Genomic DNA, 25999 nt, shown 5'->3' with positions numbered 1-25999 from the left:
ATCGCCAAAAACGGCGGCGGCAATACTTTTGCACAGATCAACGTCCAGGCCCTGCCATTGGCCTTTGGCATCGGGAGCGGAAAAACCGGCAAAGCCAGTGGTGGCGCCACACACGACAGCACCGCGCTGTTTGACGTTATCCAGCGTTGCCGCATGGGTGAGGCCAGGGATGGTTGCAGCGATCGCGAGCGTAGCAAGTGAGGCTTTCAAAAGGGCAGACATAGCAGACTCCAGTTTAGGGTTACAGCACAAAGCAAGAAGATAGACCGGTTTTCAAACATCGGAAAACAACCATTTCTTCGAATCTTATTACGGAATGTAATGAAAGAAAAGGCACCGGCCCGCAACCGGTGATCATCCGGGTTGCAGCACGGTGCCTGCCGCCACGCAACTGCGGCGTCGGCGCTCCATGGCTATTTGCCGGCCTGTTTGTCCTGACGGCTTTCCTTCCACAGCTTGAAGATGTGCCAGGCCATGGGCAGCACGGAAATAATCACGATGCCAAGGGTAAACAGTGACAGGTTTTGTTGTACCCAGGTAATGCGGCCCAGGAAATAACCTGCCAGCACCAGCAGGAATATCCACAGGAACCCGCCTAGCACGTTATAGAACGCAAAATGGCGTCGGTCCATGCCCGAGAGCCCGGCCAGAAAGGGCGCAATGGTGCGCACGATAGGGATAAAGCGTGCCAGGGTAATGGTAGATCCGCCATATTTTTCAAAATAGGCATGGGTTTTATCAATATGACTTTGCTTGACCCAGCCCTTGCGGATCAAGGTTTGTCCCAGGGGTGAACGACCGATGGTGTAGTTGACATAGTCGCCGAGCACGGCGGCGGCAAACAGCATGACCATATACCAGAATGGGGGGATGCCACTGATGCCCATGAAGGCGCCGACCGCAAAGAGCAGGGAATCACCGGGCAGAAACGGCATGACGACCAAACCGGTTTCCAGAAACAGAATGAGGGCAACCAGGCAGATGCCCCAGCTCCAGTGATCGTGCAGCATGGCCATCAGGGCCTGATTGTCGTGGAGCCAGCCAAACAGCGAGGAAAAATTCATAAATAGTGTGCTAAGCAAATGAGGCCGCCGCGCAGTGCTGGCAAGCCAATGAAAAGAGTCAGCTAATAGTAATATGGAATAGAAATTTATACCGTTTGTTCATGAAATTATCATAATTTTTTACATCGAACACGCTATGATGAATGCTCGTTCACACAACCAGGAGTATTGCAATGTCCAGGAAGATTCTGATGCTAGTGGGTGATTATGCCGAAGACTACGAAACCATGGTGCCGTTTCAGTTTCTGTTGGGCGTCGGCTACGAAGTGCATGCTGTCTGCCCCGATAAAAAGGCCGGCGATACAATAGCTACGGCCATCCACGATTTCGAAGGGGACCAGACATACTCGGAAAAGCGAGGCCATAATTTTGCCATCAACCATGATTTTTCCCAGGTGGATACCAGCGATTATGTCGGCCTGGTAATCCCTGGCGGCAGGGCCCCGGAATATCTGCGTAACACGCCGCGCGTGCTGGAAATCGTACGCGAGTTCGATGCTGCGCAAAAACCGATAGCAGCCGTTTGTCACGGCGCCCAGATCCTGGCTGCCGCCGATGTGATCAAAGGTAAAAAGTGTTCTGCATATCCGGCATGTGCCGCAGAAGTGACGCTGGCCGGCGGGCACTATCAGGATATCGCCGTAGACAGCGCCGTGACAGACGGGCATTTGATTACCGCGCCCGCATGGCCTGCGCATCCGGCGTGGATGGCCCAGTTCATCAAGGCGCTGGGCGCGACCATTACGCTCTGATTGGGCGCGTGCAAGCCGCTTGTATACGGCGCCAGCGAGATAGATGTGCCGGCGCCGTGCGTATCGCGCGGGGCGCAGTGGGCTGTGCACCCGCATTGTTCAGTCTGGGAGTCTGATTTTCATGTATACCCTTCATATTGCCAACAAAAACTATTCTTCATGGTCCCTGCGGCCGTGGATTCTGCTGCGCCAGCTTGATATTGCCTTTCGTGAAGAGATGCATCCGTTCCAGGCCGATATTCAGGCGCAGCGAGAAAAATTTCTGGCGTTTTCTCCCAGCGCAAAAGTGCCGGTGCTGCAGGACGGCCAAACGGTTGTCTGGGATAGCCTGGCTATTGCCGAGTACCTGGCCGAGGAACATGCCGGTGTCTGGCCCGGCGATCGTGCGGCGCGAGCCTGGGCGCGCGCTGCCTCCTGCGAAATGCATTCCGGATTTGCCCATTTACGCGAACGCTGCACCATGAACTGCGCGGTGCGCGCCAGGCCGAAAACCGTGACGGCCCAGTTACAGGCAGACATTGAGCGAATCAATACGCTGTTTAACCAAGGCTTGGCTCGCTTTGGCGGACCGTTTCTGGCCGGGGCGGCGTTTACTGCCGTCGATGCCATGTATGCGCCGGTCATGTTCCGGATCCAGACCTATGATTTGCCAATGCAGGGTGCTGCCGTCGATTATGTAGCGCACATGCTGGCCTTGCCGGGTATGCAGCAATGGTATGCGCAGGCGTTGCAGGAACGTGACATCGATGAGGCGCATGAGCAGGATGTTGCGCGCTACAGTGATATCATCGGTGACGAGCGGCAGAAGTGATTGCGACAGGCAATATGGGCTTGATTCAGACGATTTGATTTAAATCATGCAGGTTGCAATTAGCGTGGCCGGACCCGAGTCACAGCGTTTCTGTCTGTCGTAATATGGTCCTTTATTTGATTGTTTGGAAGAATGATGAAAAAATTAGTTCTGGCTGGCGTCGTACTGGGCGCAACCACCGCATCTTTGTTTGGCACAGCGGCCCTGGCCGATCACGAAGGTGGCAGCCATGGTAGCCATGGCAGTCACCATGGCAACCACGCGATGCACGCTAACTCAGGGCGCGCACCGAGCACCGAAAAGGGTTCTGATCATTTGCGTGTTGAAGATTGCTGGATCCGCCTGCTGCCCAAGGTTGCGCCGTCCGGCGGGTTCTTTGTATTGCACAACCAGGGCAAGTCTGAACCGGTTGTGCTCAAAGGTATTCAAACCGATGCTTTCGGTATGAGCATGCTGCACGAGACGACCGAGAAAAACGGCATGTCAGCCATGACGATGGTGCCGGACGTCACCATCGAGCCAGGCCAATCCTTGTCTTTCAAACCTGGCTCCTATCATGCGATGCTGGAAAAGCCCAGGGCAGACCTGAAGGCAGGACAACAGATCACGGTCAATTTCGAGCTGGGTACCGGCAAGAAAATACCGGTTCAGTGTACGCTGAAGTCGCCGTCTGCACGCAGTTTCAGCGATCAGTAACCTGTTCTGGCAGGCGCGGCGGGTTGCCGCGCGTCTTCGCTGAGCGCCAATTGCCGGAAGCGCCCGGCAGAATAATGATAAAACGCCTGCGGACAGATCTGCTTTGATATGACGGTGGCAACCAGGCTGGCAAGCAGCATCCAGAAAAGCATGGCTTGGCTGCCCGACATCTCCATTACGATAACCGAGGCGGTGACGGGCGACTGCGTAGACGCAGCAAGAAAGGCCGCCATGCAAATCAGGACAAATACGCTTTGAGCCTCCTGCATGTTGACAGAATGGGCCAGCTCCACGCCGATGCCAGCGCCGGTCGTCAGGGCCGGTGTAAAAATGCCGCCGGGAATGCCGGCCCAGTATGAGGCCACGGTGGCCAGCAGTTTGGCAATGCTGAAATGCTCTGAATCCTGCGGCAACATCGTCAGGGCATTTTTAGCTACATCGTAGCTGGTGCCGAACACGCTGCCTGCAGTCAGATAGCCCAGAAACGCCACGACCAGACCCATCAGCGCGGCCACCCATAACGGATGATTGTGTACGTGGTGACGCAAGGCTGACGGCACGCATCCGGCCAGCCCCTTGCTTAGCAGGCGTGCAAAAATGCCGCCGGCGACACCGCAAACGGCGGCGCACAGCAATGCCCAGAGGAACATTTTTTCGTGCAGCGGCGACGAATGAAAGGTGCCAAAATAGGGGTTGTCGCCGGTCAGTGCAACGACGATAAAACCCGCTGCCAGTACCCCCAGCAATATCAGCCGTTGCCAGCGCAGGTCCAGCCCTTTGCCGATCTCTTCGATGGCAAAAATGACACCGGAAAGCGGTGCGTTGAATGCGGCGGCCAGTCCACCGGCGGCGCCGGCGGCGATCCACTCTCGTGTATTGAATCCCTTAAGAGGCAGGCCGATTTTCTGGCAGCATTGCCCCCAGGCCAGCATCGCTGCTGCGCCGATCTGTACGGAAGGACCTTCGCGGCCAATGGATGCGCCTGCCAACAAGCCCAGGAAGGTGAGAGGTACTTTCCAGATCGCTTGCGCCAGCGAAACCAGACGCAGTTTGCCTGGCGAGTCGCGGTGCAGCGACAGGCTGGCGATGACTTGTGGAATGCCGCTGCCGGCCGAGTAAGGGGCGAAGCGCATGACACACCAGCGCAGAAAGACGAAGGCCAGCGGCATGACCAGCCAGATCAGATAGGGGTAGGCGCGCGTCCATTCGCGATTCTGCTCCAGTGCGTAATCAGCCATCATTGCAAAGCCAATGGAAATCAGCGCGACGAGCGCTGCTCCGCAAAGCATCAGAATCAGCTGTAAAGATTTTTTGGACAGGCGCAAAGCCTGTCTGGTTTTTCGCTGGAGGGAGCGGCGTATTTTGGGCGCAGGAGATTGCATGCGATTATGGGGCAGGCGTTGCTGGAATGAGTTCCTGAAGAATGATCTGGTTGAAGGCATGAGGCAGGGCCAGGTTCAGGCCGTGCGATGCCGGCGTCAACGTATGGCGCGTCACGTGGCGGAACTGTTGTTGTAACGCGTCCAGAATGGCGGGGAAGGGGGCCGGGCTGTCGGAGCCGCCTATCAGTGTCACAGGAATGCCGTATTCGTTGATCTGTGATGGGTTCAGCTCGTATAGCGGCTCGCGGATGATCAGCGGCAGGGTGGTGGCCTGTTCCCGGGTCATCGCCTTAAACCAGGACACCATGCGTTTCCAGGTGCCGGCGCCGCTGACGCCATCGATAAAGATTTCCAGCGCCGCATCCGTGTCACCCCGTTCATGTGCAGCAAGCGCCAGGTCGCGGTAGGGCAGCGCGGGCATGCTATCTTCGGGCAGTACGGAACCCAACCCGGGATCAGCCAGCAGCAGGTGCGTCACGCGGTCAGGGCGTCGGCAAGCCATTTCAACTGCAACGCGTGCGCCGCGGGAGTGGCCCAGGACGGCAAAGTGATTAATGCCCAAATGGTCCATTAGAGCAAACAGATCCGTCGTATGCTGGTCGATGGAAAAATGTGCGCCAGCGTCCGAAAGCATGGGAGATGCCGGAGGATAACCCGGCAGGCTGGGTGCAATGACACGCAGGGCAACAGACAGATCAGGCAGTTGCCAGCGCCAGAAACGAAAATCACATAGCGAGCCATGGACCAGCAACAGACAGGTGGAGGCGTGCCCAACGTCCTGGTAGGCAATGGCGGTATTGGCCAGTGTGAGCGTATGTTGCGGGTATTCGTTTTGCATCGTCATCAAATAAAAAAAGCATCCTGCGACTTCCGGATGCCTTTCGGTAAAAAACGGAATCAGGGCCCCAGCTTAACGGAACAACTCCAGGCGGTTCCGGGCTGTATCGGCAGCAGGGGTATTTGGGTATTCGTTTACTACGCGCTGCAGAGTGGCTTTCGCGCCTGCAATGTTATTCAATTCTACCTGACTGCCGGCAATCACGAGCAATGCATCCCCGGCTTTCTGGTCACGGGGATAGGCCGCCACCATGGCTTGCAGTCCCTGTATGGAACCGTTGAAGTCCTTGTTGGCGTAGCGGCTGCTGCCTTCGTAGAAGCGCGCGCTTGGCGTCAGTGGGCTGTTCGGATATTGCTGGGCGAAGCGGTTCAGCGCTGTGCTGGCTTCCGCGTAATTGCCCTGGCGGAACAAATCAAGGGCGCTGTCATAGCTTTGCTGCTCGTTCGGGTCACCCACTTGTGGTGACGGCGGTACATCTGGATTGTCTGCTTGCTGGTTGGATTGCTGGGCCATGCGAGACTGATGATTGGCAGTTTCAATGCTGCCGCGCAGTTGTGTGATCTGTTGTTGCAGATTGTTGATTTTATTGCTCAGATCGACGTTGTTTTGCTGGGTTTGTCTTAACTGGGAGCGCAGGTCAAGAATGGCACGCCGAGCATCTTCGTCTTCAAACGCATATGCTTGATTGGCACTCAGACTGAGTACAAGGGCAGATGAGGCAATGAGCAGGGAATGTGATTTCTTCAATTTCATATAGACTCCGTTAAAACAGCAACGCCGCAACGGCATAACCGTTTGCGGCGCAGTGAGCTTAACCTACAAAGCAGGATTAACGCTGATAGTTAATGTCTGCGCGACGGTTTTCAGCATAGGCTTCTTCTGTAGAACCTTCTGCTTTTGGACGCTCTTTACCGAAGCTGACCGCTTCGATCTGGTTAGGGCTTACACCTTGTTGTGTCAACTGGTTGGCAACCGCTACAGAGCGACGCTGACCCAGTGCCAAGTTGTATTCGGCGCTGCCGCGTGCATCGGTGTTACCTTCGATGCGAACACGCTGGTTAGCGTTAGCTGCCAGGTATTGTGCGTGCATTTGAACAACGGGCTGGTATTGTTGCTCAACAACGTAGCTGTCGTAAGCAAAATAAACAGAGCGTTGCTGTGCCAGTGGGCTGTTAGGGTTGAATGGATCCATAACGGCGTTGGAAGTGCCTGTTCCAGCTCCAGCAGTGCCGTCTACAGGAGTAGAGCTACACGCTGCCAGTGTGGCAGCCAAACTAGCAATGGCAAGTGTTTTTGCAATGCGAGAACCCATGGTAATTTCCTTTATCAAAGTCAAAAATAAACTTATTTTGTAAACGGCCCCCAAGCCGCACCAGTCACATTGCCAGACGAGGGTATTGAGGCCTGGAACGAACCGTCAGCATTGACGATACCTAGACCGCCACCTGCTGCGTAGAGCACTTGCATTCCGTTAGGTGCGAAACTTGGAGAGAGATCATTGCCGCCAGAAGTCAGTACCTGATCAGATCCAGAGCCAAGACTACTTATAGCAATAACATATGACCCACCTCGTAAGCTAGAATATACCAGTTTTGAACCATCTGGTGAAATTTTTGGCGAAACATTTTGTGATCCACTGAAGGTCAGACGGCTGGCTGCGCCACCTCTTAAACCGGTGCGATAGATCTGTGCGCTACCTCCGCGGTCACTGGTGAAAACGATGCCACTACCATTAGGGAAAAAGAACGGTTCGGTGTCAATTTCTGCCGACTTGGTCAGGCGTTGCTGGCTTGAACCGCCGCCTGCGCTGACCAGATATATCTGTGAAATGCCCCCTTGGCTAAGTGCCACGGCAAGCTGACTACCGTTCGGAGACCACGCAGGGGCGCTGTTGTTGCCCTTGAAGTTGGCTGCTACTGTGCGTCCGCCTGTGCTCAGGTTCTGCACGTACACAATCGGTTTGCCTCCTTCAAAACTCACATAGGCCAGACGCGTGCCATCGGGAGACCATGCCGGAGAAATGAGTGACGAAGACGAACTTGCTACGACCTTGCGACCCTCTCCGTCGGCGTCAGCGACAACCAGCTGACGGCCGGTGGTGTAGGCGACGCGCGTTGCAAAAATACCACGTACACCTGTTGTTTTTTCGTAAATGGCATCGGCTACCCTGTGGGCAAGACGGCGCATTTGTGCTTCTGAAATGTTCTTGGCGTCCAGTTGAGCCTGTTGGGCAGCATCGGCCAGGCGATAATCGACGCTGTTGCCGTTAACTGTGCCGTAGGCAACGGTCGTGCCGCCAGCCTGGGAAATGGCCGCCCAATCAGGTGTGCTGTTGGCGCCCAGTGTCAGGTCACCGGTGCTTTTGACTTCGAACTGGCCCGAGCGGGTCAGGTCGGCTCGAATGATATTGGCAATTTGCGCACCATTGGGGCCTTCGAAATTGGCGACGACGATAGGGAATTTATTGGCAGAGCCTGAGCCGCGCAGCTCTACGTTTACCTGGGCCTGGGCAACGGAATAAAACACGACGGCAACAAAGAGTGCCCAGGTCATCAAGATGCCGAAATAACGCTGCACAGCACGGGCGGGAATGGCAGCCGTTCCCTTTTTGATTGAGGCAGTCATGACTGCGGTCTCCTTACAGAATGTAATAACGACAGTGTATCAATAAAGCCCGCTCTGCCGAGGCAGAGCGGGCAAATGTTGTTTCACGCTTTTTCGACCGGCTCCCGCTGAGCCAATTGGTATCAATTCGGGGTGTAGCGATATGGGCCGGTCACGTAGGAATCTCCGCTAGGGGGTTTGGGAAACGGTTTGCAGGCCATGAGTGCTGCCTGCACCGCGCGGTCGAATGCCGGATTGCCTGAGCGCACCAGGATCTTGGCGCCGGTTGGCGTAAAACTGCTATTGAAGTCGACGCGATAGGTCACCTTCAGGCGCTGATTGCCGGAAAATCGCAGACGTGGCTCCACGCACTGTTGCACGCGGCGCGCGTAGCCGGAAGTGCCGCCCCCGCCGCCGACCTGATTGCGGTCACTCTGGCCGCCGCGAATACCGGCGGTGCTGCTGACGTCGCCACGCATGGCCGCGCGCAGGGCATCGCCCTTGGATTCGGCTTTTGCCTTGGCCTGTGCTGCTTTGCGGGCATCGGCCTTCGCTTTTGCAGCAGCCTTTGCCTTGGCTTCGGCAGCCGCTTTGGCCTTGGCCTTTTCGGCAGCTTTGGCTTTTGCCTCTGCCGCTTCTTTTGCCTTGGCAGATGCTTCTTCTTGTGCTTTTTCTTTGGCTTGAGCTTCTTCGCGTGCCTGGGCTTCGGCGCGGGCTTTGGCATCGGCCTTCGCCTTTGCTTGCTCACGGGCTTTTGCCTGGGCGGCAGCCTTGGCTTGAGCATCGGCCTTGGCCTGTGCGTCGGCCTTGGCTTGTGCCTCTGCCTCAGCCTTGGCTTGCAGTTCGGCCTTGCGTTTGGCCTCTGCCTCTGCCTTGGCTTGCAGTTCGGCCTTGCGTTTGGCCTCTGCCTGGGCTTTGGCCGCTTCCCGGGCTTCTTCCTGGGCGCGGGCTTTGGCCTCGGTTAATTCTTTGGCCTTTTTCTGGGCCTCTTCCTTGCGTTTCTTTTCCAGCGCGATATCCGGATCTTCCTGATCGCTGGCTGTCGGTTGTGATTGCTGGGCGCGCGCCTGTTGCGCCGCCGCAGCCGCAGCGGCTGCCGCGGCGGCCCGTGAGGGTGGTGGTGGTGGCGAGGCCGCTTCCTCTTCTTCGTTCTGTGTGTCTTCTTCGGCAGGGTCCGGCGTGCGTGTCTGTGCCGGTGGTTGCAGTACCTGGTTTTCGCCCTCTGTCCACAACTCTAGCTGTACTGGGCCGGTTGGTGCTTCTGTAGACTGGAACAGTCCGGCGATCAGCGCGATCACTAACAAAGCATGAAGGATAATCGCGCCGATCAGGCCTTTGCGATTATCTCCTTCATCATAAAATTCGTTAGGATTATCGAAGTGCTTCATTAAATTGAGATGTGATGACAATGAGAGTGGGCGGAACGGCTTACTTTGTACCGTCTGTGGATTTCTGGTTGACCAGCAGGCCCAGGCGCGTCAGTCCGCTGCTGCGCAGCGTGTCCATAACCTTCATGACTTCTTCGTAAGGCACTTTGCCGTCGGCAGCAATCACGACCGGGCTGTCGGGCTCAACCAGTGCCTTGACTTCTTCCACAATATTAGCTTTGTCGATTGTTTGAAAGTTCTTGCCGGCGGTGCGCTGACGCACTTTCACTTCGCCGTTTTCGGACATTTCAATTTCCACCGGGGTGGCCGGCACGGCGGATGCCTGGCCGACCGAGGGCAGGTTGATGAGGCCGGGCGTGATCATGGGAGCGGTCACCATGAAAATGACCAGCAGCACAAGCATCACGTCGATATAAGGCACGACGTTCATCTCGTTTTTCATGCGGCGACCGCGACTGCGGCGGTTTTGTATTCTGGCCATTAGCGAACCTGGCGTTGCAAAATATTCAGAAATTCGTCAATAAAACTGTCGAAACGGCTCGCCATTTTGTCGATGTCATTCGAAAAATGGTTGTAGGCGAGGACCGCTGGAATTGCGGCAAACAGGCCGATGGCCGTGGCAATCAGGGCTTCGGCAATACCGGGCGCAACCGCTGCCAGCGTCGCCTGGGCAGTGCCGGCCAGACCGATGAATGAATGCATGATCCCCCAGACTGTACCCAGCAGACCAATGTACGGGCTGACCGAGCCGGCCGAGGCCAGAAAGTTCAGATTGGAGTCCATGGCATCGAGCTCGCGCTGATATGTCGCGCGCATCGCCCGGTTAGGTCCCTCGAGCAGGGCATTGGCTTCCTTGACGCCGTTGCGGCGCGCCTTGAGGAATTCATCCATGCCGGCTTCAAAAATACGGGCCAGCGGACCTTCTTGCTCACTGTTCTGGGAGATGGATTGGTGCAGGGTGGTCAGGTCGCCGCCTTTCCAGAACGAATCTTCAAAATCCCGTGTCTGATTGCGCGCGCGTTTGAGCGCAATTCGCTTGCTGATGATATAGGTCCATGATAGAACCGAGATGATCACCAGAATCAGCATGATGATCTGTACGGGTAAGCTCGCGTTGATGATCAGCGAGATAATCGACATCTCTTCGGGGGTGGTAGGTTGCATAAAATCTAGTCCTGCACGAAAGGAAATAGTTGTCGGATAGGCATTGGAATGGGAGCAGGACGAAATGTGTCCGCATTTACACAGCATACCTGAATCTGGCTTTCCACCAGTCGGATGCCATCGCGTTCTGCTACTTGTTCAAAATGGACGGACGCGGCGCCCATTTTGGTAATCCGGCTGTCGATGGCCAGCAGGTCATCCAGACGCGCCGGCGACCGATAGCGCAACTGCGTATTGACAACGATGAATATCAACCTGTCGTTGCCTGCTAGCGCGGTCTGGCTGACCCCAAGATGGCGAAGCCACTCGGTGCGGGCGCGTTCGAAGAACTTAAGGTAATTGGCATAAAACACCACACCACCCGCGTCGGTATCTTCGTAATAAACGCGAACGGGAAAATGAAAAGAATTTTCCAACAAATCAGACCTTGCAACACAACCGGAAAGTGTAAAAATCCAAGAAAATCACGAAATCATAACGTGTTTTTCAGCTCGTTATAAAGGGATTTGATGCTTGTTAACATTTCTGCAACAGGAACCTTCTGCCCCTCTGGCCAACTGCGCGATTGTAATTCCACAATACCATCTTTCAGCCCACGATCGCCAATTGTGATACGAATTGGAACACCTATCAGTTCCCATTCAGAAAACATGACGCCAGGTCGCACGTCGCGATCATCCAGAATAACGTCTATTCCGTCCTGGCGCAGGGTATCGTAGAGTTGCTGAGCCTGTTGCTGGACGGCCTCGCTTTTGTTCCAGCCGATCGGGCAGATAACTACTTCGAACGGCGCCATGGCCAGGGGCCATATAATGCCCTTGGCGTCGTGGTTCTGTTCAATGGCGGCGGCCATGATGCGGCTGATGCCGATACCGTAGCAGCCCATTTGCAGCGGCTCGGGCTTGCCCTGTTCGTTCAGGAATGTGGCCTTGAGTTTTTCCGAGTACTTGTCGCCCAGGAAAAATACATGGCCAACTTCGATGCCGCGCTGGATGGCCAATTTGCCGGGGCCGTCGGCGGCTGGATCGCCTTCGACCACATTACGCAGGTCGGCCACTTCGGGCTCGGGCAGATCGCGTCCCCAGTTGACGCCGGCGTAATGATAGTCTTCGCGATTGGCGCCGCAGATGAAATCGGCCATATTCGCAACGGTGCGGTCGGCCAGCAGATGGACTTGCCCGATGGGCTTGACGGGGCCGAGAAATCCGGGCTTGGAACCGAAGTACTCCATGATTTCCTCTTCGGTCGCCATGCGGTAGCCTTCCTTGAACGCAGGTAGCTTGCCGATTTTGACTTCATTGACTTCATGATCGCCGCGGACCATCAGCAACCACAACTGGCCAGCGCCTTCCTTGGGCGTAGTCATAAATACCACGGCCTTGACCGTTTTTTCCAGGCTGACATTCAACTGTTCGGCCACGATTTCGCATTTGCTGGCGTTCGGCGTGGCCACTTCCCGCAACGCTTCGGCAGGGGCCGCACGCGAAGGGAGCAGGCAGGGGGCGTCGGCCAGTTCGATATTCGCGGCGTACTGGGAGTCAGGGTTGTAGACGATCAGGTCTTCGCCGGTGTCGGCGATTACCTGGAATTCATGACTGCGATCTCCGCCAATGGAACCGGTGTCGGCGGCCACGGCGCGGAATGTGAGGCCCAGGCGTGAAAAGATTTTCACGTAGGCATCGTACATGGCGTCGTAGCTGGCCTGGGCTGACACTGGGTCGCGGTCAAACGAATAGGCGTCTTTCATGGTGAATTCGCGCCCGCGCATCAGACCGAAGCGAGGACGGCGTTCGTCGCGGAATTTGGTCTGGATGTGATAGAAATTGACGGGCAGCTGGCGCCAGCTGTGAATTTCATTGCGGGCGATGTCGGTGACCACTTCCTCGGAGGTGGGCTGAAGCACGAAATCGCGCTGGTGACGGTCCTTGATGCGTAGCAGTTCGGCGCCATATTGCACCCAGCGGCCGGATTCCATCCAGAGCTCGGCGGGCTGAACCACCGGCATGAGCAGCTCGATCGCGCCCGCACGGTTCATTTCTTCGCGCACGATGTTCTCAACCTTGCGCAGGGTTTTGAGGGCCAACGGCATATAAGTGTAGATACCACCGGCGTGCTTGCGGATCATGCCGGCACGTGTCATAAGCTGATGACTGATGATTTCTGCTTCTGCAGGGGCTTCTTTTAAAGTATTTAGATGAAATTTTGAGGCTAACATGGCTACCGGTTCAATTGATACGTATAATCAAAGACAATTGTATTTAAAAATGGGAGTGGCCGCATGCTTGATCGCGAAGGCTACCGTCCTAATGTTGGTATTATCCTCGTAAACCAGAAGAATGAGGTCTTTTGGGGTAAAAGAATTCGAGAACATTCCTGGCAGTTTCCGCAAGGTGGTATCAAATATGGCGAAACGCCTGTTCAGGCCATGTATCGAGAGCTTCAGGAGGAAGTGGGTCTTAAACCCGAGCATGTACGAATATTAGGTCGAACACGAGACTGGTTACGCTACAACGTACCTGATAATTTTGTCAGACGGGACTCACGCGGGCATTATAAGGGACAGAAACAGATCTGGTTCCTGTTGCGCCTGGTGGGCAAGGACGCCGACGTCAGCCTGCGGGCGACGCATCATCCGGAATTTGACGCCTGGCGCTGGCATACCTACTGGGTACCGCTGGATGTGGTCATTGAATTCAAACGCGATGTGTATCACCGTGCACTCAAGGAGTTGTCGGATATCCTGTTTCGTCGACACGGAGAATCGCGGTTTTTGCGTCAGCGTAACGGCACAGGCTCAGTGCCGCGCAAAAACGCGCACGTAAAGGACGCCGCCAGCAGCAAGAACGGTCACGCCGTCAATGGGGCGGGAGCCAACATGTCTGTGGACATCGCAGCCAAAGGCGAGTTGCCCAAAGGGGGTAAGCCTGTAATGGCGGGTCGTCCGAATGCCAAGCCTGGCGCCAAACGCAATTTTGAAGCCGGTCATGGCCAGCGCGTAGCGCAGGGGCCGGCGCAAAAGCAGGCTGGGCGGCACGCACGCAAGGGCCGTGTGCATACATCCGATGGCAACACGCAGGCGCATCGCGTCAAGGCGCTACCGGTAACTCGTTAGCTACCGCTACCCGTTAGTTTTGCCGGCTAAATTCAAGGTTACGCAAGACAGTGCAACTCAGTTGAAGACCGCACGTTTAGCGGTGGCCCGACACCAGGCACAACGCGCGCTGCTGTTTTGCCAGTCATCGGGCGCAAGCCGCGCCAATGTATAAATAACAACAACACAGGCAGGCTGCGCTGGCCCTTTATCAGGACCATGCTGCCGATCAGGGCAGGCGGGCGCGCCATTATTTATGTGGTGCTATTTGCGCGGTGTCAGCCGGGTGATCAGGCTGGAAGTATCCCAGCGCTGGCCGCCATTTTGCTGTACTTCGGCATAGAATTGGTCCACCACGGCAGTGACTGGCAGCAGCGCGCCGTTGCGTTTGGCCTCATCCAGCACCAGCCCAAGATCCTTGCGCATCCAGTCGACGGCGAAACCAAAGTCGAATTTTCCCTGCACCATGGTTTTGCCACGGTTTTCCATTTGCCAACTCTGGGCGGCGCCCTTGCTGATGACATCCAGCACCGCATTCATATCCAAATTGGCGCGCTGTCCGAAGGCAATGGCTTCGGACAGCCCCTGCACCAGTCCGGCAATGCAAATCTGGTTGACCATCTTGGCTAGCTGGCCCGCGCCATGTTCGCCCAACAGGGTGACCGCGCGCGCAAAATGACCGGCTACGGGTTGGATTTTTTCAAAAACCTCGGGCTCGCCACCGCACATCACGGTGAGTACGCCGCCGACTGCGCCGGCCTGACCACCAGATACCGGTGCATCAATAAAGCTGAATTGACCTTCACGAGCGGCAGCCGCCAGTTCGCGAGCGACATCGGCCGACGCCGTGGTGTGGTCGACAAAAACGGCGTTTTGCTGCATGCCATGGAATGCGCCATCGGCAGCGGTGGTGACACTGCGCAGGTCATTATCATTGCCTACGCAGCAAAACACAATCTCAGCGCCTTCAGCGGCCTTGGCCGGGGTAGGGGCGCTATTGCCGCCGAATTCGCTGACCCAGTCTGCGCTCTTGCTGGCGGTACGGTTGTACACAGTGACGTCGTGGCCTGCACGGGCCAGATGCCCGGCCATCGGAAAGCCCATCACCCCCAAACCAATAAATGCGACTTTTTTTGCCGGGATCGGGTCATACTGTTTGTCTGTAATTGAAGCCATGAGTGCACCTGAACGAATTGGAAGTGAATGGTAATAGAACGTAAATAGTACCTGTTTGTGTCTATTTTTTGGAAATATGGCTCAGAACAGGTAAAATTCAATCTCATTTAATTAAATCCGTGTGCACTGCATCGTAAGCGTGCCCGCATATTTTGAGAACGTGATACCACTATGCTTCAGGATTTAGATCAAGTTGCTGTCCGCATCGGGCAGCTGGTTCAGCTTACGAAACAGCTTGCTTCCGAACGGGAATCCCTGGCGAGCAGCCTTAAACAGGCTGAAGGCGGACGGGCAGAACTGCAAAGTCTGCTGCAAGAGCGGGAAGGCCAATTCAAGTCTATCAGCGAACGTCTGGCCAATCACGAGACCGAAGTCAATGGTATCCGGGAACAGGCCCAGGCCGAGAACGTTCAGTTGCGTCAGACACTTGAAGGCACCACAGCCGAACTGCAAAGCGTCAAGCAGCAACTGGCTGCTGCCAAGAACGAGGCCAATGCTCTGAAGGAAAGTGCCAGAACCGCGCGTGAGAAAGTGGAACGCGTACTGGCCAATCTGCCCGGCAATGCGTCAGAAGGAGTAAACTAATGGAACGCATAGATGTCTCTATTATGGGGCGCGATTTTTCCCTGGCATGTAATCCTGAAGAAAAGCAAAAACTGCTATCTGCAGTCAGGCTGGCCGATCAGCTCATGTTGAAAATCAAGGGCTCGGGCGGCATGACCTCTGCCAGCAACGAGCGTGTCGCCGTGATGGCCTGCATTCAGATGGCTTCGGATCTGCTTTCCGTTAAATCTGCCGACGAAGGCTTCGGTGGCATGCAATATGGGCAATTCAAGAGTAAAATAGAAGAACTCAATACATTGCTGGATTCCGGCCTTAACGATCTGAAAAAACTTTAAAGTATTTAGGGTTTAACTTATAGTGATTTTTCTGTACAGTTAAACCTACCAGTTTGTCCCTGCTGTATTCGTGACTTGGCTATACATCTCTTACCTATGCTTATGGCAACGGTCGCCGGATTACAGAGTTGGTGTGATCGTCTCTAGTCAGATGAACCCGACGCTCTGTTGAAGGTAACCAACTTTGAACTGAAAGGTTCGAGGTGCCAGCCTAGACGATACAAGCGGGGCCATTATTCCTATAAAACGAGCTGTCATGGCTCGTTTTTTTTTCGGAGTCATCTATGCAGCGCACGTTTTCCCACGCGTTTTTGTCCAAAGCCACTTTGATCGCCATGTTCACACTGGGCGCCGTGGCTGTACCCGCTACTGCGGTACGTGCCCAGCCAGCCACGAGCCCGGCCACCGCACAGTCAACAGAGCCGACGCTGGCGCTGAGCGCCTCTGCATCCGAGACGGTGGCTCAGGACACCGTCACCCTGACGCTGACCCGTGAGTTGCGTGGCGAAAACCAGGTCGACCTGTCGCGCAGTGTCAATGAAGCCATGAACAAGATTCGTGATAAAGCCAAGTCGGACAAGGACCTTGAAGTTCGCACCGGTTCCTATCAGGTGTGGTTTGAACGTGACAATAACCGACCGGTCGAGCCTGCCGCGGCCGGCACCCGGACAGTCGATGCCAAGGATGACAGCAAAGCAGACGATGCCGGCGGTATCTGGGTTGCGCGCGGCGAATTGCTCATTACTTCCAAAAACATGGAAAAGGCCAGCCAGTTTGCGGCCGATGTTGACGAGGATATGGCATTGGACGGCATTCGGTTTTCCCTGTCGCGTGAAGCACGCGAGACCATTGAAAAGCGCCTGCTTGCCGCGACCACGAAGGCCTTCAAAACCCGTGCCCAGGATGCAGTGACCGCACTGGAATTTGGCGGCTATCGCATCAAGTCATTGCGCCTGGGTGATGTCGGACAGCCCGAAAGCTACCAGCCGCGCATGATGGCAATGCGTGCCGCCAAGGCCGGTCCCGCAATCGAGGCCGGCAAGGAAACAGTCACACTGTCGATGGAGGGAGCGATCTTTTTGTTGCCCAAATAAAGATCGCGATACCAACTATGATCATGGGCAGTGACAGCCACTGACCCATGGACAGCCCCAGGCTTAGCGTACCCAGGAAGCTGTCCGGTTCACGCGTGTATTCCACCAGGAACCGGGCCAGGCCATAACCGATCATGAATACGCCGCTGGTTTGCCCCACCCAGCGTTTCCTGGAAGAAAATATCCATACGACTGCAAACAGGACTACCCCTTCGGCCAGCATTTCGTAAAGCTGGGAAGGGTGGCGGGCAATGGGCCCTCCTTGGGGAAATATCATTGCCCAGGGCAGATCCGAAGGTCGCCCCCACAGTTCGCCGTTAATGAAATTGCCGATGCGGCCCATGGCCAGACCCAGCGGTACCAGTGGGGCGATGAAATCTGCAACCTCGAAAAATGTCATGCCTTTTTTGCGTGCATATAGGTACAGCACGACCAGCACGCCAATCAGTCCACCATGAAACGCCATGCCTCCATCCCAGACAGAAAAGATATGCAGCGGATTGGAAAAATAATAGGCCGGCTGGTAAAACAGAACATAACCCAGGCGTCCGCCCACCACCACACCCATGACTCCGTAGAAGATCAGATCTTCGAATTCGGAGACCGTCAGTCGTATCATTCCTTTTTTTATTCGATACTTGCCGAGAATCCAGAGCAGGGCAAACGCGGCCACATACATCAGGCCATACCAATGGATTTTGAGCGGACCGATTTCAAGTGCAATCGGATTAAATTGTGGATATGCGATCATAAGAACCAAAATGCGACAATGAAATGGAAAGTATAAAGGCGCGGCCAACGCTTTGTGCGTGGTCGGGTAAAATAAACGCAAGTTAATTGTTAAAATTTAAAAGGTTACCGTAGTGTCAGGAAAACAGATTGTCGCCTGCTTGGCAATTATTGCATTCAACATAAACTATGCCAGGGCGCAAACGTTGACCGACGGACCGCAATTGGCAAAGGACAATATCTGCATGGGTTGTCACCAGGTCGACAAAACCCGTGTCGGGCCGCCGTTTGCGGCCGTGGCAAAGCGCTATGTGGCCGGTGGGCAACCCATGATCGACTATCTGGCCAACAGCATTCGCAAGGGTGGGCGCGGTCGCTGGGGTGCTGTGCCCATGCCGGCGCAGCCGCAGGTAACCGAAGAAGAGGCTACCGCACTGGCCACCTGGATTCTGTCGCTGGCCAGCCCGGCAAAATAGTGATTGATCCCCGCCTGGGCGCGAACGCGGTATGTACAGCTTCTTCCAGGAGCGGATATGCAAGACGGGCTATGACAGTTGAAAAGGTCCTTGCGGGCTGTTTAACCGTTTCTCGGGGTGAATGTCGGACAAATGTGTCCTGCATTGGCCGCCACCGTATCGGCAGGGCACAGGCCTGGCGGACGGGTTCTTTTGAAGGTGAATATTTTGACAAATCAAACTGAAATCGCGGTATTGGGCAGCGGCTGCTTCTGGTGTTCAGAGGCAGTGTTCCAGCAATTGCAGGGTGTGCTTTCGGTGCAATCGGGCTATTGCGGCGGGCATGTGCAGAACCCGAGTTACGAACAGGTCTGCGGCAAGAACACCGGCCACATAGAGGTGGTGCGGATTGAATTTGATCCTGCCGTCATCGGTTACCAGGACCTGCTCGACATTTTCTTTGACACACACGACCCAACCACGCCTGATCGCCAGGGTAACGATGTGGGCCCGCAGTATGCTTCTGCCATTTTCTGGCAGTCTGACGAACAGAAACAAACAGCAGCACAGGTTATGGCTGCCCGGCAGGCTGATTTTGCCGACCCCATCGTGACCAAATCGCTGCCGGCTGTGCCATTCTGGCCGGCAGAAAGCTACCACGACGATTATTTCATTCAGCATCCGAACCAGTCTTATTGCGCATTTGTGATCTCACCCAAAGTGGAGAAATTCAAAAAACGTTATTCAGACAAACTCAAAAGTTAGGGGCATGACATTTGATCACGGCAGGTCCTGACCGATAAGTGATCGGGCCGGGATGCGATCTGTCACGGTGTAATCTGCCATAGCGTGGTCTTCGAGCAAATAAAAACCGCTGTATTCTGCAAGTTGGCAGAAAGCAGCGGTCCGGTGGTTTTCGCGGATACGCCGCGCGTTTGCTTTAAGACTGCTTTCCGACTACGTGCCCGAGCACGAGAAACGCCTAAGTATTTGCACTTTCCTGGTTCAGGCAATGGGCTGAGGCTTGCCAGCCGGACGGCAACGGCGCAGCAATAAGCCACACAGGGGTACCGTGCATTAGGCAACGGTACCCATTTATAGTCAAAGATACCTTAATCAACGGCGCGCACAACCCCGCGGCGCATCTGGTCCAGTTCTATGGACTCGAACAGCGCCTTGAAGTTGCCTTCACCAAACCCTTCGTTGCCCTTGCGTTGAATGATCTCAAAGAAAATCGGGCCGATCTGGTTTTCGGTGAAGATTTGCAGCAGCAGGTCGTTGTTTGGTCCCCCATCGAGCAGAATGCGATTTTTCTTCAGGCGATCGACATCTTCGCCGTGATTAGGCAATCGGGTGCTCAGCAGTTCGTAATAGGTGTCGGGGGTATCCAGAAAACGCAGCTCGCGGGTGTGCAGGTTCTCGATCGTGTCATAAATGGTGCTGGTGCCCAGGGCGATATGCTGGATTCCTTCACCGCGATACATATCAAGATATTCCTGAATCTGCCCTTTTTCTTCCGTTCCTTCCTCGTTGATCGGGATGCGGATCTTGCCGCAAGGCGATGTCATGGCCTTGGACTTGACCCCGGTAACCTTGCCTTCGATGTCAAAGTAGCGCACTTCGCGAAAGTTGAACAGACGCTCATAGAACTCGGCCCACTCGTCCATGCGGCCCTTGTGTACGTTGTGGGTCAGGTGGTCAATGATTTCCAGCCCCGCACCCTTGTAGTTCAAGTCTTCTTCGGCAGTAGACGGGTCGATGGCGACAAAGTCCACATCATAAATACTGATGTCGCCGATACCGCCCGTACCATTCTTGCCTTTCCAGCGGTCTACCAGATAGATCAGTGAATCGCCAATACCCTTGATGGCCGGGATATTCAGTTCCATCGGACCGCTGCCGGAGTCAAACCCCCAGGCGCCCAGCTCGAGCGCGCGCTGGTATGCCTTGGTCGCGTCATCGACCCGGAATGCAATGGCACAGATGGAGGGGCCATGCAGGCGGGCAAAGCGCTGGGCAAAAGAGTCTTTTTCGGCATTGATCAGAAAATTGATCTCACCCTGACGGTACAGCGTCACGTCTTTATGGCGGTGCCGGGCGATGGCTTTAAAACCCAATGTTTCAAATACTTTTCCGAGTGCAACGGGGTCGGGTGCTGTATATTCAACAAATTCAAAGCCATTTGTGCCCATCGGGTTTTCCCAAGGCGTAAACGTTGTTGTAGACATAGCATTGCTCCTGAAGTTTTTTATTCTGATAAAACGTCTATTCTAAGCAAAAAGGCGAGGCAGACGATTGCAAAAAATGCTGCAATATTTACATATCTTGCATTATTATTTCATTTTTCGTTCTATTTAGGAAAGATTATGTCACTAAATACACTAGATAAAACAGACCGGCAAATTCTTAACCTTCTGCAGAAAAATGGCCGGTTAAGCAACCAGGACCTGGCCGATAAAATAGCGCTCTCTCCAAGCCCGTGTCTGCGCCGGGTAAAGCGCCTGGAAGAAGAGGGCTATATCAAAGGATACGCCGCGCGCGTTGACGCCGACAGAATCGGGCGCGGCCTGATCGCATTTGTCTCTATCCGGCTCAACAAGCACAGTGGCTCCAGCCATGCTCCCATGCAGGATTTCAATCGTGATGTCCAGCTCTGGCCGGAAGTGGTCGAGTGCCATTCTATGTCGGGAGATATGGATTACCTGCTGCGCGTGCAAGTGCAGGACCTGGCCGCGTTTTCTGCATTTGCCATGAACGTACTTATGCAGCACCCATCTGTGGTGGATATGAGATCCAGCTTTGCCCTGGGGAAAATCAAAGAAAGCGGCGCGCTCCTGGTGTAATTTCCATAGCCAGAGGTGACGCGGCCTGTCAGAAACTGACCTTTGAATCGAGCGACAGCATGCGCTCGATCAGCGTGCCCAAATCCTGCGAGACCTTCAAGGTGACGCTCAAGCATACCGGTCGGATGACGATGTTCACCGGACATAACCAGCTGCAATATCCGCCAGGAGCTGGAGGTGATGGCGGCAAACTAACGACACATTCACTATTAAATGGTGATCATTTGATCTAGGTAAATTACAAAATTCGTGTTTTCGGGTAGGTTTCGGAAGTCCAAGCGCTCAAACGTTAGTTCCGAAACATGTGCTTTGTCGTCAAACGAATTCGTCTTGTACAAGCTTTGTGCGTTGTCGCCAGCACGAGCATTCTTTCAAATTTTTTTGTCTCAACTGCACACGCCCTGAGCCTTGAGCAACGGGATGCCGTGCTGCAACAACAGGCAGGCGCCAATCAGGCACGCATTGAGCGCGAGCAAAATGTACCCGATCAGCCCAGTGGTCTTTTCAACGATTGGGCAGCTGTGCCTGGGCACGTCGTCCAACCCGACTATGTCTCCGATGAAAAGCCGTGCTTTGTGATTCGCAAAGTACATTTGGATGGCCGGCAGTCCGATCAATTTGCTGCATCATTGGCCAGGATTCTTAGCGGAAAAGACAGTGAACACGGTTTGGCATCGCCAATTGGTCGTTGCCTGGGGGCACAAAGCGTACAGGCCTTGGCTATGCGCCTGCAGGACCTGCTCATCGAGCAGGGCTATGTCACCACGCGTGTGCTGGTGACGCCCCAGGATATATCCAGCGGCAAACTGACGCTGACGGTCCTGCCAGGCATCATCGGCGCGATCCGGCGTTCAGACACGTCGGACATCAGAGCGCATTTCTGGAATGCGGTACCGGTTACAGAAGGCGCGATTCTGAATCTGCGAGATCTGGAGCAGGGTTTGGAAAACCTTCGACGCCTGCCAACGGTGCAAGCGGACTTCGGTATTGGGCCGGGACGGTTGCCCGGACAAAGTGAATTGCTGATTAACTGGAACCAAAGCAGACCATTGCGGGCGTTCGCTTCGGTTGATGATGCCGGCAACAAAGCGACCGGCAAGTACCAGACGACTTTGACGGTAGCAGCGGACCACATTTTCACATTGAACGACATTTTTTACGTCAGCCATAGTCGTACGCTCGGCAATACGAAAAATCACCGCCGTCGCTCCGGCAGTACGGCCTTTCATTATTCTATTCCCTGGGGTTACTGGCAGCTCGCCTTCAACACAAACCAGTTCAGTTATCGCCAACTGGTGGCCGGCAGTATCAGGCCCTACGTCTACAGCGGCGACAGTCGGACCACCGATTTGACCCTTTCGCGAGTGATTTGGCGAGACAGCCGTCGCAAAACCCAGGCCTATTTCAAAGGGTGGGAACGGCGCTCCTCTAACCACCTTGATGGTACGGAAATCGAAATCCAACGCCGTCGCACCGCAGGCTGGGAATTGGGGCTGACCCATCGGGAATATCTGAGCCGTGCCACGCTGGATGTGGCGCTGGCGTACCCAACACAGCGAAGGCCGTTGCTCGTTTGGAACATATTAAGGAATACGCAAAGAGTCCGCTTTACAACTGAGGAGTGATGCTTAAAGAAGAAGAAATTAAAAAAAGGACCGGGGTCCTGCGGTGGCGCATGTGGGAGTTTGAAATATATTTTTTAGCCAATGCTATGTATAAATTCTATGTAGAAGACGATCCTGCTGGAATGAGATCTTTGCTCTTTAACCAAGCAAAAATCCACTACATCTATACATTAGAAAATTGGAACAATTGGGAAGATCGCTCTTACACTCTTTTCAGAGTGTTTGGCGGTTTGCCTGTATTATTGTCGGATCATGATGGGATTATTAGTTGGTATTCAAATTTAGATAGCGTACTTATTAATGACAGGATCAATGATCATCACTCATATGAGTATCAGATTAAAAATTTCTTCATTGCCATGCGGGGTGAATGGGATTTATTGGAAGAACGTAGCCGACGGTACATTGCAGATCCCCGCTCCAAACCTCGTAATAGGTGGATTATGGATACCTATCAGTATTACTTGGGACTGGCGACGGGTGATGTTGCGCGAATGGAAAATGCCCTTGCAGAATTTGTAAAGCCGAGGTTTTTGAGAAGCAGAGCGGATGTCGAAAGTGGATATACTGCGGATATTATTAGCACCGAGGCGGTGGTGCTTGCCAAATTGGCCTGGCGCAATGGCTACGAAGTCAATATCGACAGCCCCTATGTCCCCAAAGAATGGTTGCCGGTGAAACCTCTTGTTCATTACGAGGACGAATTCGATTTCATGAAGGCTTACACCATTGATCCAACCTGGGGTGGCAAGTTCTCATGATCGCGTCTGAGTAATGTGACAATAGTAAGTTATAGGGATCAGTAACCCTAATGCCGGATCGCTGCCTGCATTCAATCAGATTAAGGCTTCAGGTTGATTTTAAATATGGAAAATTGCACGAGTCAACAGACTAACGAAGATATGAACGAACTTTCGGATTTGGAACGGAGTAACGCGCTGTTCGGGCAGCAAATCCAAGTATTCTTTCGCCAACTGATAGCGCAATTTAAATTATTGCACGATTGTGCCTGGCCATTGACAGCGCTTGGGTTGGTTTGTTCGGTCATGGCGTTTACTAACTATGCGCGGGTATACCAGCTTCCGCTCAACTCGTTATCTTCTGGATTGATTTCTGTTTTCCCTGTTATCTTGGCTTATTGCGTATTGGGTGTTTTTGCTGTGGCGATAATCGTATTTTTGCCAACGGTTGTTTTTTTCGTTTCTCCAGACGAGAAGAATGTACCTTTGATCGGTAGATTTGAAGTCGCCAAGTCTGAGGCACGTAAAGGTAGTAGAAGGACACTTGCGTGTTTATGGATCCTGTGCGGAGTACTGAATGCGCTGATTTTATGGGGAGTCATTTGGTGGGTGGCAGACAACAATTACACCGGTATCTGGTGGGGAGCTCTGTTGGTTTTTAGTCAGATTCTGGTTTCGTTCGGTATGCTGACAATTATCTGCTGCTCGGCTGGAATTTCAGCAAAACAGATAAGGCCTGGATTCTATGGTCAAATATCTGTTGTTGGGCTTGGACACGTCATACTTATGACAGTGCTTTATACATTGGCCATTTCGCTGGCAGATCAGCTATGGGCCAACCAAATTGGCTTATTGATCGCATTAGCTGCAGTCGTCCTTTTTGTGTTATTCCTTCAGCTAATCCTCGCATGTTTCTTTTACGATACAAAACTTTACCGACAGCCATTTAAGTCGCTGGTAGTGGGTGCTTTCCTTGTCACCGGATTAACGACTATGATTCCGACCGTGAGTGCGGAACTAGCACGTGCTGCCTTTCAGCTCAAAAGCCCCAGCGGCAATCCTTGCTTGGTATTGGGTGCAGAGGGAGGACAAAAGATATCTTTTCCCCGCGTGCTGCAGAGTTCGGTGCCCGATGAGAGTATAGGGTTGCGAGTGTTCATTGAGCTTGACGGCAAATACTATGTCAGGCCGTTTGACCTAAGCAAGGTTCCGGAATATAAACATGCAGATGTTCACTTAATCCCTGTTGCCAGTGTTTCATCCATTTCCGACTGCCGCGATAAAGAAGAAACTAGCATGACACGCATTGATTCAGCAAGACTCGGGGCAAGCTAGTTCAGACCGATTACGGCGACCAAGGAATCGGAACCACTCAATTGCTCGACTACATTCTGCGAAACAACCCCGGATAATCCATCACAAGCCCATCCGCATCCACCTCCAACTCGGCAGAGAAATCGCGGCCAGGGCTTTCATACAGATAACGTCGGTCGGCAATACGGGTGTAACGTTGCCCGTCAGGGCACATCAGCAGGGACGGCAAGGGCACATAGGCCATGGTCAGTTCGGCGGTGTGTCCCTCGCTCATCGTGAGCCGCCGTATCGGCAGGGTATTGGTAAAGGGCGTGGCAGCAATATCGACATCCTGGCAGCCGTCCAGATTGGGCATCGCATTGCCCCTGTCATCGGTCCAGTGTCCCTGGCCGTCGGAAAAAACATGCAAATAAACGCCGCTGGCCATCCGAACCCACACTTCGCGGGTGCGCCATTGCATGTCAGTCGTGACCCGGTAGTGCAGCCCGTAGGGTGTGCCGCCTCTTGCGCCGATCACGACGCCCTCACCCTGGATCGTGTCGGCATTCATATGCAGACAGAAATGCTCCAGGCCGGTATTGTCCCAGCTATTCCATCGAACGGTACGAGCGGGAAGGGCAGTGTGGTCCATGTTCGCAGCTCCTGTGCCGGATGACCTTGCATATTTTTGTCGGTCGGCAATACATAAAGTTTGCGATGCTATTGCCGACCTGTCAACCCTAGCTTTGCAACAGAGTTTCCACCGCTTTGGCGATTGCCAGGACCGTGCGATCTTGCCCGCCGGCCGCTGCGATGCTAACGCCCACGGGCGCAGTCCCTGGTGCATGGCAGGGTAAAGATACCGCACAACCGTCCAGGAAATTGATGAAGGTAGGATTGCGCAGAAGCAGCAAATTGGTTTTGTGATAAACCTCCTCATCCTGCAGCTCGGCAATCGTGGGTGCGATGACCGGCACGGTAGGCATGATCATGGCATCGTAGTCCGCCAATTGCATTTGCAATTGCTGTATCCACTGCGTGCGACGGTGCAGCAGGTCGATATAATCGGCCGCGCTAATCTGCTTGCCACGCAACATGCGCGAGACTACGCGTGGATCATAGGCGTCGGCCTTGTCCGCGATTAGCTGGCGATGCCATGCCCAGGCCTCGGCTGCAATGAAACCGCCCTGAGCGTTGATGCCGGGCAACTGGTCAAATGGCGGTACGGCTTGCTCTACAATAATGGCGCCGGCAGCCGACAGTTGTGACAGCACATGTGCAAAGCTTGTCGCGACATGATCGTCAGCGCCGTCAAGCACGGCGTTGCTGGGAAACAGCAGACGCAGACCCTTGAG

General features: G+C 54.3%; 28 protein-coding genes, 1 other RNA gene and 2 pseudogenes. 14 read left to right on the top strand and 17 right to left on the bottom strand.

The window, feature by feature from the left end; all coding sequences use genetic code 11:
- Nucleotides 1-222: pseudogene (locus ACTIKR_RS05790) on the bottom strand (amino acid ABC transporter substrate-binding protein); the annotation flags it as partial.
- Nucleotides 223-413: 191 nt separating this feature from the next.
- Nucleotides 414-1064, bottom strand: a complete 651-nt coding sequence (locus tag ACTIKR_RS05785) for a VTT domain-containing protein (protein WP_193089699.1) — start codon at nucleotides 1062-1064, stop codon at nucleotides 414-416.
- Nucleotides 1065-1237: 173 nt separating this feature from the next.
- On the opposite strand from ACTIKR_RS05785, the gene ACTIKR_RS05780 reads away from it, so the two are divergent.
- From ACTIKR_RS05780 to ACTIKR_RS05770, 3 genes are all read left to right on the top strand, one after another.
- Complete coding sequence (locus ACTIKR_RS05780) at nucleotides 1238-1816, top strand: DJ-1/PfpI family protein (RefSeq protein WP_193089698.1); 579 nt, start codon at nucleotides 1238-1240, stop codon at nucleotides 1814-1816.
- 121 nt (nucleotides 1817-1937) lie between these two features.
- On the top strand, nucleotides 1938-2627 hold the full coding sequence (locus ACTIKR_RS05775) for a glutathione S-transferase family protein (protein WP_193089697.1): 690 nt from the start codon (nucleotides 1938-1940) through the stop codon (nucleotides 2625-2627).
- Between the two features lie 135 nt (nucleotides 2628-2762).
- Nucleotides 2763-3323, top strand: a complete 561-nt coding sequence (locus ACTIKR_RS05770) for a copper chaperone PCu(A)C (RefSeq protein ID WP_442327328.1) — start codon at nucleotides 2763-2765, stop codon at nucleotides 3321-3323.
- On the opposite strand, the gene ACTIKR_RS05765 is transcribed toward ACTIKR_RS05770, so the two are convergent.
- The 10 genes from ACTIKR_RS05765 to ACTIKR_RS05720 all read right to left on the bottom strand — a co-directional run bounded on the left by ACTIKR_RS05765 (nucleotide 3317) and on the right by ACTIKR_RS05720 (nucleotide 12914).
- Complete coding sequence (locus ACTIKR_RS05765) at nucleotides 3317-4705, bottom strand: chloride channel protein (protein ID WP_442327335.1); 1389 nt, start codon at nucleotides 4703-4705, stop codon at nucleotides 3317-3319. The two genes, ACTIKR_RS05770 and ACTIKR_RS05765, sit on opposite strands and share 7 nt — an antisense overlap.
- A 4-nt stretch (nucleotides 4706-4709) precedes the next feature.
- Nucleotides 4710-5549 carry an alpha/beta fold hydrolase gene (locus ACTIKR_RS05760; protein ID WP_442327327.1) on the bottom strand — a complete coding sequence of 280 codons (840 nt, stop codon included), beginning with the start codon at nucleotides 5547-5549 and terminating at the stop codon, nucleotides 4710-4712.
- 66 nt (nucleotides 5550-5615) lie between these two features.
- Nucleotides 5616-6296: a tol-pal system protein YbgF gene (gene ybgF / locus ACTIKR_RS05755; protein ID WP_193089694.1), complete on the bottom strand. Its 681-nt coding sequence runs from the start codon at nucleotides 6294-6296 to the stop codon at nucleotides 5616-5618.
- 76 nt (nucleotides 6297-6372) lie between these two features.
- Nucleotides 6373-6855: a peptidoglycan-associated lipoprotein Pal gene (gene pal, locus ACTIKR_RS05750; RefSeq protein WP_014751723.1), complete on the bottom strand. Its 483-nt coding sequence runs from the start codon at nucleotides 6853-6855 to the stop codon at nucleotides 6373-6375.
- Nucleotides 6856-6887: 32 nt separating this feature from the next.
- A complete protein-coding gene (tolB, locus tag ACTIKR_RS05745; protein WP_226817141.1) occupies nucleotides 6888-8168 on the bottom strand; it encodes a Tol-Pal system beta propeller repeat protein TolB in 1281 nt (426 codons plus the stop codon).
- Between the two features lie 122 nt (nucleotides 8169-8290).
- Nucleotides 8291-9535, bottom strand: a complete 1245-nt coding sequence (gene tolA, locus ACTIKR_RS05740; RefSeq protein WP_442327326.1) for a cell envelope integrity protein TolA — start codon at nucleotides 9533-9535, stop codon at nucleotides 8291-8293.
- A 40-nt stretch (nucleotides 9536-9575) separates the two neighbouring features.
- Nucleotides 9576-10016 carry an ExbD/TolR family protein gene (locus ACTIKR_RS05735; protein ID WP_442327325.1) on the bottom strand — a complete coding sequence of 147 codons (441 nt, stop codon included), beginning with the start codon at nucleotides 10014-10016 and terminating at the stop codon, nucleotides 9576-9578.
- Nucleotides 10016-10699 (bottom strand): protein TolQ, encoded by a 684-nt coding sequence (tolQ, locus tag ACTIKR_RS05730; protein WP_193089691.1) that lies wholly within the window; start codon nucleotides 10697-10699, stop codon nucleotides 10016-10018. Before tolQ ends, ACTIKR_RS05735 begins: the two co-directional genes overlap by 1 nt.
- Nucleotides 10700-10704: 5 nt before the next feature.
- Nucleotides 10705-11115 carry a tol-pal system-associated acyl-CoA thioesterase gene (gene ybgC / locus ACTIKR_RS05725; protein ID WP_193089690.1) on the bottom strand — a complete coding sequence of 137 codons (411 nt, stop codon included), beginning with the start codon at nucleotides 11113-11115 and terminating at the stop codon, nucleotides 10705-10707.
- Nucleotides 11116-11171: 56 nt separating this feature from the next.
- Nucleotides 11172-12914: a proline--tRNA ligase gene (locus tag ACTIKR_RS05720; protein WP_442327324.1), complete on the bottom strand. Its 1743-nt coding sequence runs from the start codon at nucleotides 12912-12914 to the stop codon at nucleotides 11172-11174.
- 63 nt (nucleotides 12915-12977) lie between these two features.
- Between ACTIKR_RS05720 and ACTIKR_RS05715 the strand changes: the two are divergent.
- Nucleotides 12978-13481, top strand: a pseudogene (locus tag ACTIKR_RS05715) (RNA pyrophosphohydrolase); the annotation flags it as partial.
- Between the two features lie 573 nt (nucleotides 13482-14054).
- Here ACTIKR_RS05715 and ACTIKR_RS05710 read toward each other — a convergent pair.
- Nucleotides 14055-14966: an NAD(P)-dependent oxidoreductase gene (locus ACTIKR_RS05710; RefSeq protein WP_442327323.1), complete on the bottom strand. Its 912-nt coding sequence runs from the start codon at nucleotides 14964-14966 to the stop codon at nucleotides 14055-14057.
- Between the two features lie 171 nt (nucleotides 14967-15137).
- On the opposite strand from ACTIKR_RS05710, the gene ACTIKR_RS05705 reads away from it, so the two are divergent.
- The 4 genes from ACTIKR_RS05705 to ACTIKR_RS05690 all read left to right on the top strand — a co-directional run bounded on the left by ACTIKR_RS05705 (nucleotide 15138) and on the right by ACTIKR_RS05690 (nucleotide 16959).
- A complete protein-coding gene (locus tag ACTIKR_RS05705; RefSeq protein WP_193089687.1) occupies nucleotides 15138-15551 on the top strand; it encodes a hypothetical protein in 414 nt (137 codons plus the stop codon).
- Nucleotides 15551-15865 carry a cell division protein ZapA gene (locus ACTIKR_RS05700; protein ID WP_193089686.1) on the top strand — a complete coding sequence of 105 codons (315 nt, stop codon included), beginning with the start codon at nucleotides 15551-15553 and terminating at the stop codon, nucleotides 15863-15865. Before ACTIKR_RS05705 ends, ACTIKR_RS05700 begins: the two co-directional genes overlap by 1 nt.
- Before the next feature lie 53 nt (nucleotides 15866-15918).
- A non-coding RNA gene (gene ssrS / locus ACTIKR_RS05695) (6S RNA) lies at nucleotides 15919-16100 on the top strand.
- 49 nt (nucleotides 16101-16149) lie between these two features.
- Nucleotides 16150-16959 (top strand): SIMPL domain-containing protein, encoded by an 810-nt coding sequence (locus tag ACTIKR_RS05690; protein WP_442327322.1) that lies wholly within the window; start codon nucleotides 16150-16152, stop codon nucleotides 16957-16959.
- Here ACTIKR_RS05690 and lgt read toward each other — a convergent pair.
- The gene (lgt, locus tag ACTIKR_RS05685) at nucleotides 16916-17710 is read right to left on the bottom strand and encodes a prolipoprotein diacylglyceryl transferase (RefSeq protein ID WP_193089684.1); all 795 of its coding nucleotides are present in this window, start codon (nucleotides 17708-17710) and stop codon (nucleotides 16916-16918) included. The two genes, ACTIKR_RS05690 and lgt, sit on opposite strands and share 44 nt — an antisense overlap.
- 139 nt (nucleotides 17711-17849) lie before the next feature.
- On the opposite strand from lgt, the gene ACTIKR_RS05680 reads away from it, so the two are divergent.
- Entirely contained in the window at nucleotides 17850-18164 is a 315-nt protein-coding gene (locus tag ACTIKR_RS05680; RefSeq protein ID WP_370540250.1) for a c-type cytochrome, read from the top strand.
- A gap of 207 nt (nucleotides 18165-18371) precedes the next feature.
- Nucleotides 18372-18908 carry a peptide-methionine (S)-S-oxide reductase MsrA gene (msrA, locus tag ACTIKR_RS05675; protein WP_442327321.1) on the top strand — a complete coding sequence of 179 codons (537 nt, stop codon included), beginning with the start codon at nucleotides 18372-18374 and terminating at the stop codon, nucleotides 18906-18908.
- 347 nt (nucleotides 18909-19255) lie between these two features.
- Here the strand turns inward: msrA and hppD are convergent, their stop codons facing one another.
- Complete coding sequence (gene hppD / locus ACTIKR_RS05670) at nucleotides 19256-20371, bottom strand: 4-hydroxyphenylpyruvate dioxygenase (protein WP_193089682.1); 1116 nt, start codon at nucleotides 20369-20371, stop codon at nucleotides 19256-19258.
- Between the two features lie 138 nt (nucleotides 20372-20509).
- On the opposite strand from hppD, the gene ACTIKR_RS05665 reads away from it, so the two are divergent.
- The 4 genes from ACTIKR_RS05665 to ACTIKR_RS05650 all read left to right on the top strand — a co-directional run bounded on the left by ACTIKR_RS05665 (nucleotide 20510) and on the right by ACTIKR_RS05650 (nucleotide 24686).
- On the top strand, nucleotides 20510-20986 hold the full coding sequence (locus ACTIKR_RS05665) for an Lrp/AsnC family transcriptional regulator (protein WP_128396377.1): 477 nt from the start codon (nucleotides 20510-20512) through the stop codon (nucleotides 20984-20986).
- 425 nt (nucleotides 20987-21411) lie between these two features.
- The gene (locus ACTIKR_RS05660) at nucleotides 21412-22611 is read left to right on the top strand and encodes a ShlB/FhaC/HecB family hemolysin secretion/activation protein (RefSeq protein WP_442327320.1); all 1200 of its coding nucleotides are present in this window, start codon (nucleotides 21412-21414) and stop codon (nucleotides 22609-22611) included.
- A complete protein-coding gene (locus tag ACTIKR_RS05655; protein WP_193089680.1) occupies nucleotides 22611-23372 on the top strand; it encodes an Imm49 family immunity protein in 762 nt (253 codons plus the stop codon). The genes ACTIKR_RS05660 and ACTIKR_RS05655 overlap by 1 nt, the downstream gene beginning before the upstream one ends.
- A 141-nt stretch (nucleotides 23373-23513) precedes the next feature.
- Entirely contained in the window at nucleotides 23514-24686 is a 1173-nt protein-coding gene (locus ACTIKR_RS05650; protein ID WP_442327319.1) for a hypothetical protein, read from the top strand.
- Nucleotides 24687-24735: 49 nt separating this feature from the next.
- On the opposite strand, the gene ACTIKR_RS05645 is transcribed toward ACTIKR_RS05650, so the two are convergent.
- Both ACTIKR_RS05645 and ACTIKR_RS05640 read right to left on the bottom strand, forming a co-directional pair.
- Nucleotides 24736-25296: a putative glycolipid-binding domain-containing protein gene (locus ACTIKR_RS05645; protein WP_442327318.1), complete on the bottom strand. Its 561-nt coding sequence runs from the start codon at nucleotides 25294-25296 to the stop codon at nucleotides 24736-24738.
- Between the two features lie 88 nt (nucleotides 25297-25384).
- A partial coding sequence (locus ACTIKR_RS05640; RefSeq protein ID WP_442327317.1) for an amidase family protein occupies nucleotides 25385-25999 on the bottom strand: 615 nt, incomplete at its 5' end.

Source organism: Advenella sp. (assembly GCF_052108595.1).
Lineage (GTDB): Bacteria > Pseudomonadota > Gammaproteobacteria > Burkholderiales > Burkholderiaceae_B > Advenella.
The sequence above is the reverse complement of the archived record's forward strand: the minus strand, read 5'-3'. Positions and strand labels throughout refer to the sequence as shown.

Bases quoted from the DNA above. Each gene is read 5' to 3' on its own strand.
- ACTIKR_RS05785 (WP_193089699.1), bottom strand. From the start codon at position 1,064: ATGAATTTTTCCTCGCTGTTTGGCTGGCTCCACGACAATCAGGCCCTG.
- ACTIKR_RS05780 (WP_193089698.1), top strand. From the start codon at position 1,238: ATGTCCAGGAAGATTCTGATGCTAGTGGGTGATTATGCCGAAGACTAC.
- ACTIKR_RS05775 (WP_193089697.1), top strand. From the start codon at position 1,938: ATGTATACCCTTCATATTGCCAACAAAAACTATTCTTCATGGTCCCTG.
- ACTIKR_RS05770 (WP_442327328.1), top strand. From the start codon at position 2,763: ATGAAAAAATTAGTTCTGGCTGGCGTCGTACTGGGCGCAACCACCGCA.
- ACTIKR_RS05765 (WP_442327335.1), bottom strand. From the start codon at position 4,705: ATGCAATCTCCTGCGCCCAAAATACGCCGCTCCCTCCAGCGAAAAACC.
- ACTIKR_RS05760 (WP_442327327.1), bottom strand. From the start codon at position 5,549: ATGACGATGCAAAACGAATACCCGCAACATACGCTCACACTGGCCAAT.
- ybgF (WP_193089694.1), bottom strand. From the start codon at position 6,296: ATGAAATTGAAGAAATCACATTCCCTGCTCATTGCCTCATCTGCCCTT.
- pal (WP_014751723.1), bottom strand. From the start codon at position 6,855: ATGGGTTCTCGCATTGCAAAAACACTTGCCATTGCTAGTTTGGCTGCC.
- tolB (WP_226817141.1), bottom strand. From the start codon at position 8,168: ATGACTGCCTCAATCAAAAAGGGAACGGCTGCCATTCCCGCCCGTGCT.
- tolA (WP_442327326.1), bottom strand. From the start codon at position 9,535: ATGAAGCACTTCGATAATCCTAACGAATTTTATGATGAAGGAGATAAT.
- ACTIKR_RS05735 (WP_442327325.1), bottom strand. From the start codon at position 10,016: ATGGCCAGAATACAAAACCGCCGCAGTCGCGGTCGCCGCATGAAAAAC.
- tolQ (WP_193089691.1), bottom strand. From the start codon at position 10,699: ATGCAACCTACCACCCCCGAAGAGATGTCGATTATCTCGCTGATCATC.
- ACTIKR_RS05720 (WP_442327324.1), bottom strand. From the start codon at position 12,914: ATGTTAGCCTCAAAATTTCATCTAAATACTTTAAAAGAAGCCCCTGCA.
- ACTIKR_RS05710 (WP_442327323.1), bottom strand. From the start codon at position 14,966: ATGGCTTCAATTACAGACAAACAGTATGACCCGATCCCGGCAAAAAAA.
- ACTIKR_RS05705 (WP_193089687.1), top strand. From the start codon at position 15,138: ATGCTTCAGGATTTAGATCAAGTTGCTGTCCGCATCGGGCAGCTGGTT.
- ACTIKR_RS05700 (WP_193089686.1), top strand. From the start codon at position 15,551: ATGGAACGCATAGATGTCTCTATTATGGGGCGCGATTTTTCCCTGGCA.
- ACTIKR_RS05690 (WP_442327322.1), top strand. From the start codon at position 16,150: ATGCAGCGCACGTTTTCCCACGCGTTTTTGTCCAAAGCCACTTTGATC.
- lgt (WP_193089684.1), bottom strand. From the start codon at position 17,710: ATGATCGCATATCCACAATTTAATCCGATTGCACTTGAAATCGGTCCG.
- hppD (WP_193089682.1), bottom strand. From the start codon at position 20,371: ATGTCTACAACAACGTTTACGCCTTGGGAAAACCCGATGGGCACAAAT.
- ACTIKR_RS05665 (WP_128396377.1), top strand. From the start codon at position 20,510: ATGTCACTAAATACACTAGATAAAACAGACCGGCAAATTCTTAACCTT.
- ACTIKR_RS05655 (WP_193089680.1), top strand. From the start codon at position 22,611: ATGCTTAAAGAAGAAGAAATTAAAAAAAGGACCGGGGTCCTGCGGTGG.
- ACTIKR_RS05650 (WP_442327319.1), top strand. From the start codon at position 23,514: ATGAACGAACTTTCGGATTTGGAACGGAGTAACGCGCTGTTCGGGCAG.
- ACTIKR_RS05645 (WP_442327318.1), bottom strand. From the start codon at position 25,296: ATGGACCACACTGCCCTTCCCGCTCGTACCGTTCGATGGAATAGCTGG.